The sequence below is a fragment of the uncultured Clostridium sp. genome (assembly GCF_937920395.1).
Classification (GTDB): Bacteria; Bacillota; Clostridia; order Clostridiales; family Clostridiaceae; genus Clostridium_AD.
This window is the reverse complement of sequence record NZ_CALEVF010000267.1, coordinates 1-7099: the sequence shown is the minus strand read 5'-3', so window position 1 is coordinate 7099 and position 7099 is coordinate 1. Positions and strand designations below refer to the sequence as shown.

Sequence of the window (7099 nt, the reverse complement as noted above, 5' to 3'; positions counted from 1 at the left end):
CAGGTGCAGAGCTCTTAACTAAAAACAGCGATTACCATTATATGATAGCAAAAGTTGGCGATATAAAAACAGTTACAATGGTAAATTTAGTAATTATTCAGATTTAAGTTAGGCTACCGATCTAGAATCATTTTCTAAATACATTCTTTGGTGTAATTTAGGATCTCTTAACTGGTAAGCTTCTTGGCATACACTTCTTCCGCTTTTTTTATTTGATCTAAAAAATATTTGAAACCTTCAACTGTATGATTAATTTTGAATAATAAGCATCTCCTTTTGTTTAAATTGGGGTAGAGTAGAGATTCCACTTCTATCAGTTAGTTTGCAACCTTGTTAGTGACACGGGTAGTTCCAAAGTAGGAGACCCAACCAGCTAAAACACGAAATACTCACTGATGGAATGATACGCTATTTCACGAGTATAGGTATAAGAATACCTCTCAGGAAGTTTACATCTATTTTCTCTATTCAGGAAATATTATAACATTGTGAATAGCTAAGTTGAATTTATAAATGGAATCTAAGTAATAAAAAACCAAAAACGAAGATAAGTAAGAAATCATTCGTATTATTTTAATTAATATGTAACTTTAAGTTAAATCTAATGCTTTTTTAATCTGTTTTTAATAAATATATTATACGCTATATGAAGAAATTTATATCTTATATTATTATTTAGGGGGCACTAAGGACAATGATATCTTTAATACAGAAATTCGATAGTTCAATATTATTATATATAAAAGCTAATATGCATGGAACTATTATGGATAAAGTCATGGTTATATCAACATACTTAGGTAATGGAGGTATTGTCTGGATTATAATAATAGTGCTACTGATGATTAGCAAAAAATATAGAAGAATAGGCTTTATGGCTTTAGCCGCTTTAGTACTAAGCACAATTTTAGGAGACGTAGTATTAAAAAATGTTGTTAAGCGTATACGTCCAGCAGCAACTATACCATCAATTAACCTTTTAATTGCGAAACCTTTATCTTATTCATTTCCGTCAGGGCACACTACTTCCTCATTTGCAGTTGCAGGAGTATTAGCAAGATATTTGAAAAATTATGCATTTGAATTTTTTAGTTTAGCAGCTATGATAGCTTTTTCAAGATTATATTTATATGTGCATTATCCTACAGATATTTTAGGTGGTATAGTTTTGGGACTTATATGTAGTGGAATAATAATTTTTTTATTTGATAAAGTAAGTTATATAAATTACAATGACAAGCCTAATACATTGAAGAAAAAATAGAGAGATATTCGGTTTAAAAAAGACACAAAAGAAAAGGTTATGGCAAACAGAAAAGCAGCTATATTGGGTGTAATGATAATGTTAATTGCTTTAGGAATAAATCATATAATTGGGTTTATATATTTTAGACCAAGACCTTATACATTACATGCAGCTCATTTATTAGTAAATCCGTCCATTGATCCATCATTTCCTAGTGATCATGCTACTTTTTCATTAGCTCTCGCCTTACCGATACTATTTGTAAATAAGTATTTCGGAAGAGTTATGATAGGTATATCATTATTATTATGTTTTGCCAGAGTATATGTTGGACTTCATTATCCATTGGACATTGTCGGTGGAGCGATAATAGCTTATGCCACATATAAAACAATACAAAGATTCCCTAGATATTTTGACTATATAACTAACTTTGCGTTTAAAATATGGGAGATGATTGTTTTTAAAATTGAAGATTTAAGAAAAAAATAAATTCTACAAACATTGAACAAAAAGGAGGTTTATTTATGAAAAAGGGAGAACAGTAAAATGTCAAAAATAAATGATAGAAAATTAAGGCTTAGAATGAAAATATCTTTAATTATTATAATAGCGATGTGGATATACTTTATAAGAATTATGGGTTTACTTGTGTCAATATATTAGAATATTGTTCATCAACTTTAAAAGGCAGCAATTCCTTTTTTCTATATAATCTACTAATATACCTTTTTGGCGGGATAGGCAAAAACACCCAACTTGTAAATAGATTAATCTTGCTGAGTATTACCATGTTCCCTATAAGTAAAGTAATTAAATATAGTAGATAAATAAATTAAAACTACAGGACCTATACCATAAAAAAATCCCTCTGTGGCTAGTTCTAAAAAACTACCAGTATATCCAGTATATACACACTGTTTATATAGCGCATAATTTATTATAATACCTAATATAAAGATTAATTTAGTATAGTGTTTTCTACTTTTATTGATTTTATAAAGACAATATAAAGTGTATATAATAAGTAGAGCGTGAATAATCGCAAAAATCAAAGATACTTTATCTCTATCAGTTTCAGTAAACGCAACTCCCCACGCCATGAAGAATAATATGTTACATAAACAAAATATAAATGTGATAATTTTTAAAATTTTATTAAATGTTTTCAAGTTAATTCCTCCAATGCTAATGTTTTAGGATACTGTAAACATTTTTATCCTAGTATCATAACACTTATTGATAATTTTTTTACTGAATTCTAATAGGGGTATCGTACGCAGAAATGATATTCCGTACGATAATAAAAATGCAACCCCATAAATGTAAAAGTTTTACTTATTAATTTTAAAAATTAGATTGTTTTTATGAATTTCAACTTTTATATTCTTATGTAACCCTGTAATCTTTTGGCTAAAAATCGTATATTTATTTTTACATCCAATTTACAGTAATAATGATATAATTATTGTAGATGTTTTGTGTCACAACAGTAAAATAATTCATATGTGACGCATTATTTTACAGTTTCGTCCTAATAAATGAATTTTCCATATCTATTTTTCATATTCCAAAGTAACAATGTTCTCTGGATAATTTGGTATACATCTTAACCTATCCTTAAAAAAGGTTGGGAAAATCGTATATCGACTTAAATTTTCAATGGGTAGCCAACTCATATTTTCTCTAACTCCTTGTGTAAAACTGTTTGAATTCAATTCTTTAGTACCTTTTGGTTTCATTAGATAATAGAGAGCTACTTCATGACAAGGTACTCCTAATGCCACAGTGTCATCTATAAAGAAATTTTCATGGATGAAGGCAAGGTGATCTATTTCGTAAACCATTCCTGTCTCTTCTAAAACTTCTCTTTTTACAGCAGTTTTAGCTGTTTCATGTAGATGAACTCCTCCACCAACTGAATAATAATAGGATGCCAACTCATTACTTGCCATTAACACACAGCCATCTTCAATAATGATTGCTGCTGCACGATAACGAAACCATCCTTCATCATTTTTAAATCCACAATCCATGTCTTTAACCTCCCAAAATATAAATTATCATTACAACGCATTAAAATACAAATCCGAATTAACTTATATGCTCAATTATACTATATATTGCATATGAAGATTTTATAGTTATAGGCGATAAAAAAACATACAATATAACGAAAATTATATTGTATGTTTTTGTTTTTAATAAACACATTTGACAATACTACTAAAGCATTACAACAAAAGTATTACTTAAAGATTTAGATTAAGTAACCATAATAGGTTAAATTAATTATAAAATTGAATTTCAAACTACTATTTTATCAATACCTATTTATTATTAAGAGATTCAATATACTTATCTCCCCATATTCCAAACTGTTCTAATACTGGATTGAATGCTTTCCCTAAATCGGTTAGTGAATACTCCACCTTGGGTGGGATTTCCGAATAAACATATCGATTAATCAATCCATAACTTTCGAGCAATCTTAATTGCTTTGTTAGTGTAGATTGCGTAATATCGCCTATTCCTCTTTGGAGCTCTCCATAACGAAGTGCTCCATCACTCAAATGATACAAGATTAATATTGACCATTTCCCAGCAAATATTTTTTGGGCTGTAAAATATGGGCATTTCCCAAAAAGATTATTATTACTTTCCATCGCAGTTTCCTCCATAGTATCTATTTGATGCTTACGTTGAATAAAAAATGTACTTGATATTTTATATATACGTGGTATTATTACTGTAAAATCAATTTTAACATAGATATATAAGAGGAGCAACAATTATAAATAGCATGAGAATAAAATGGCAGAGAGCCGGTTTATTAAGCTATCTGTTTTTAATAAAATGTACCCTGAGGCAGATATACCTGTGTATCAGCTTAGTGTGGATAGTAACGCAAATGCAGATACTCATTTTAAAATAGGAAAAGAAATAAATTATTTGAGGGAAAAGGGAGTTCTAATATTAGGGAGTGGAAATCCGTCTATCTTTACAACTATTTTTGTAACCTCATTTTCAAGGCTATCAAGTCAATTTTCAATGTTTTTATAGGGTCCTCTAATATGTCCAATTCTGTATTAACTGTTGGTATAGAATGGAATTATAGATCGAATCATCTCCTTCAAAGCTGCAGAATAAGAACTTAGAGGATTTTACTTTTTTTAAGAATGCTTTTGAAGACTTATTTTTAAATCATTCCATAATTATTGACGATGCTGAACTTAGGTGTTATTCATCAGTATGGAAAAGGCCTAAAATCTTTAATACATTAGAAAAAGTAGAAGATAACAAAGATGAATATGCTTTAGTAATTCCGCTGTATGAACCTAGAGGTGCACAAATTGAAGCACTATACTGTGACCTAAGGAAATGTAGAGAAGAAGTCTTAGATAAAGGATTAGTTAGGCAGAAGCGGGCATAGGTAAAACATATCTTGCTGCTTTCGATTCAATGAATTTCACCATGCAGCAGCAGGTAATTACTCAAATATATTAGAATATTTCACTCCAAAGTTTCTTTTAGGACTCAAGGCAACTCCAGAGAGATTGGATAACAAAGATGGTGCGACACGTTGCTAATTGAAAAGTTAAAAGAACTGATGACATTGAAAAGTCAAATGATAGGGTAACGCCTTGAAGGGCTTTCTCTGATACTCTGAATAGCGATTTTATTGTTAAGAATAAAGTGGTTATAAGCTCGGTGAAGTCGATTGAGAGTACACCCTAACACTCTGCATATGCAGAGTAGAGGAACAGCGAACCAGAGGTGGTCGTGTGTATGATAGGTCGGGAGTCCATAAAATACTCATGGTTAGAATAGTTCCATAGGAACTGACGAAATTCCGAAAGTACGAGTCTATATGTTGTAAGAATAGAAATGTTTTTCATACCGTAGTTGTATGGTTTGTGGGGATGAGTAAAATTCGTCTTTATGAAAATCCTTATACTGTTAAAGGCAGTATCAAGCAAACAGGCTCAAAGGAATGACCTAAAAGTATATGTAGTGATAAAAGTCATTGGAACGTGGTAAACATCAACCATGGAGAATCTTAAATTTCTATGAAGTTAGGTTACTAAAATTAATTACTATATTCTTTAATCTAGTCAAAAACTCAAGGTATTTATTTCTTGGTCTAAAGGAAATATGGATGTGGTAATAAAACTGGGTGTATTTAAATCAACAAGTTGCTGTGATAAAATGTGGAGGGTACCATAGTAGTAATTGATAAGAGCTTGCCAATTTTTAAATGGATGGCACCTGAAATGGAGATGAATAATATGAAAAATAATGATTATCTATTAAGTTTAACAGAACTAAAGAATATACTAAAAAAACAAAGTAGAGAAGAAATAATAAAATTATTTTTAGACAGTTATAAAGCTAGTATACAGATAAAGGAATATATAACTGTTAAATATGGAGAACATGATAAAATCGAACGAATATTGGAAACTTATAAAAATAAGATTCATGATGTATTCTTTCCAAATAGCATGAGAAAACAATTTAAAATAGGAGAAGCAAAAAAAATAGTGAATTATTTTAAAAAGTTGCACTCAGATGAAAAATCTGTAATTGATTTAATGCTTTATTATGTTGAAATGGGAGTTGAGTTTACGACTACATATGGAGACATTAATGATAGTTTTTATAAGAATGTTGAAAGCATGTATGAATCTGTAGTAAGTTCTATTAATGAACAGAATAATTCGGAAACTTTTGGTATATTGAGGAAAAGGTTAAAAGCCGTTGTGGATGATACTAGTGGAATAGGATGGGGATTTCATGATAGCCTTAGCATCATGTATTTTGAAATAGTGTGGATTGATATCGAAGATATTGATTCCGATGATAATGAGTTGAAGCAGATAAAAGAATATATCACAGAAAGATTTAAACAAAGAAATACTCTTTCGGGTTTTGATAAAAAAATGAATATTGTTAAGATAATCAGTGAAATTATTAATGCAGATGAAGTTTTTCTTTCAAAGATGGATGTACAATTCATAAATTATAGTAATGATGATGAGTATGACTTCATATCAAATAAAACATCATATTCTATAGAACTTATAGAACTGATTTTATGGCAAAAATGCTGTTATGAAATGGATAACGATTATTGGGAATATAGAGAAGGAAAATGTTGCAAATGTGGAAGCAGTGAGCTATATATTAAAGAAGTTTTAAATAAAGATTTTGAAGATCAAGTTATATGTAAAATGTGTGGCACTGAATTTATAAGAGAATAAAATTCATTTCCTAATACTTCATTAATTATGTCAACAGTATCAAAAGATAAGCTTGGTATAGCAGAAAGTATAAATGCATTAGTAAGGAATGTAGGTTTGGTTTCAGGTGCTACACGGTCAACCTTATTATTATATAATAGAATGAGCCATAAAATATAATATAGAGTTATAGATAGATGTATTGAATAATTTCAATACGTTATATCCTTTCACCCTAAGTCATACATATTTGAATATGAAGAGGATGGAAATGTTTTTATAGGATCTTCTAATACGTCGAGTTACAAAAAAAACAATTGAAACAGCTATGAATTACCTCATAGCTGTTCACTTGTTTTTTTATAAGTATTTTTTTAAATCCTCAACTTTTTCTAAATCAAATATATCTGCTGCTATTTGATCAATAACACCCTCGGGTAAAAATCTAATCTTATCTGTATAATAATCAGAAAGACCATCGAATCTTTTTTTTAGCAGCGTCATAAGGAGTTCGGCCTTACCTTCTTTCTTGCCTTCTTCCTTGCCTTCTTTCTTACCTTCTTTTATTCCATCACTTTTTAATTTACCAAAGATGTTTGATGCATTAGAA

Annotated in this window: 8 protein-coding genes and 2 pseudogenes; 6 read left to right on the top strand and 4 right to left on the bottom strand. The window is 29.5% G+C overall.

Annotation, left to right across the window (positions count from 1 at the left end):
- Positions 1-694: 694 nt before the first annotated feature.
- Together Q0649_RS17060 and Q0649_RS17055 are read left to right on the top strand one after the other, a co-directional pair.
- Complete coding sequence (locus Q0649_RS17060) at positions 695-1264, top strand: phosphatase PAP2 family protein (protein WP_298844838.1); 570 nt, start codon at positions 695-697, stop codon at positions 1262-1264.
- Between the two features lie 39 nt (positions 1265-1303).
- Entirely contained in the window at positions 1304-1738 is a 435-nt protein-coding gene (locus Q0649_RS17055) for a phosphatase PAP2 family protein (RefSeq protein WP_298844835.1), read from the top strand.
- A 278-nt stretch (positions 1739-2016) separates the two neighbouring features.
- Here Q0649_RS17055 and Q0649_RS17050 read toward each other — a convergent pair whose 3' ends face one another.
- From Q0649_RS17050 to Q0649_RS17040, 3 genes are all read right to left on the bottom strand, one after another.
- Positions 2017-2418 carry a hypothetical protein gene (locus Q0649_RS17050; protein ID WP_298844832.1) on the bottom strand — a complete coding sequence of 134 codons (402 nt, stop codon included), beginning with the start codon at positions 2416-2418 and terminating at the stop codon, positions 2017-2019.
- Positions 2419-2802: 384 nt separating this feature from the next.
- On the bottom strand, positions 2803-3282 hold the full coding sequence (locus Q0649_RS17045) for an NUDIX hydrolase (RefSeq protein ID WP_298844830.1): 480 nt from the start codon (positions 3280-3282) through the stop codon (positions 2803-2805).
- Between the two features lie 294 nt (positions 3283-3576).
- Positions 3577-3912 carry a helix-turn-helix domain-containing protein gene (locus tag Q0649_RS17040; protein WP_298844827.1) on the bottom strand — a complete coding sequence of 112 codons (336 nt, stop codon included), beginning with the start codon at positions 3910-3912 and terminating at the stop codon, positions 3577-3579.
- 148 nt (positions 3913-4060) lie between these two features.
- Between Q0649_RS17040 and Q0649_RS17035 the strand changes: the two genes are divergently transcribed.
- From Q0649_RS17035 to Q0649_RS17020, 4 genes and pseudogenes are all read left to right on the top strand, one after another.
- Positions 4061-4309 carry a hypothetical protein gene (locus tag Q0649_RS17035; protein WP_298844824.1) on the top strand — a complete coding sequence of 83 codons (249 nt, stop codon included), beginning with the start codon at positions 4061-4063 and terminating at the stop codon, positions 4307-4309.
- Positions 4300-4818: pseudogene (locus Q0649_RS17030) on the top strand (DEAD/DEAH box helicase family protein); the annotation flags it as partial. The gene Q0649_RS17035 and the pseudogene Q0649_RS17030, both read left to right, overlap by 10 nt.
- Positions 4819-5457: 639 nt before the next feature.
- Positions 5458-6510 carry a DUF6155 family protein gene (locus tag Q0649_RS17025; RefSeq protein ID WP_298844822.1) on the top strand — a complete coding sequence of 351 codons (1053 nt, stop codon included), beginning with the start codon at positions 5458-5460 and terminating at the stop codon, positions 6508-6510.
- A 9-nt stretch (positions 6511-6519) separates the two neighbouring features.
- Positions 6520-6666: pseudogene (locus tag Q0649_RS17020) on the top strand (MFS transporter); the annotation flags it as partial.
- Positions 6667-6849: 183 nt separating this feature from the next.
- Here the strand turns inward: Q0649_RS17020 and Q0649_RS17015 are convergent.
- Positions 6850-7099, bottom strand: a 250-nt coding sequence (locus tag Q0649_RS17015) for a DUF4351 domain-containing protein (protein ID WP_298844820.1), incomplete at its 5' end; no start/stop codon positions are given.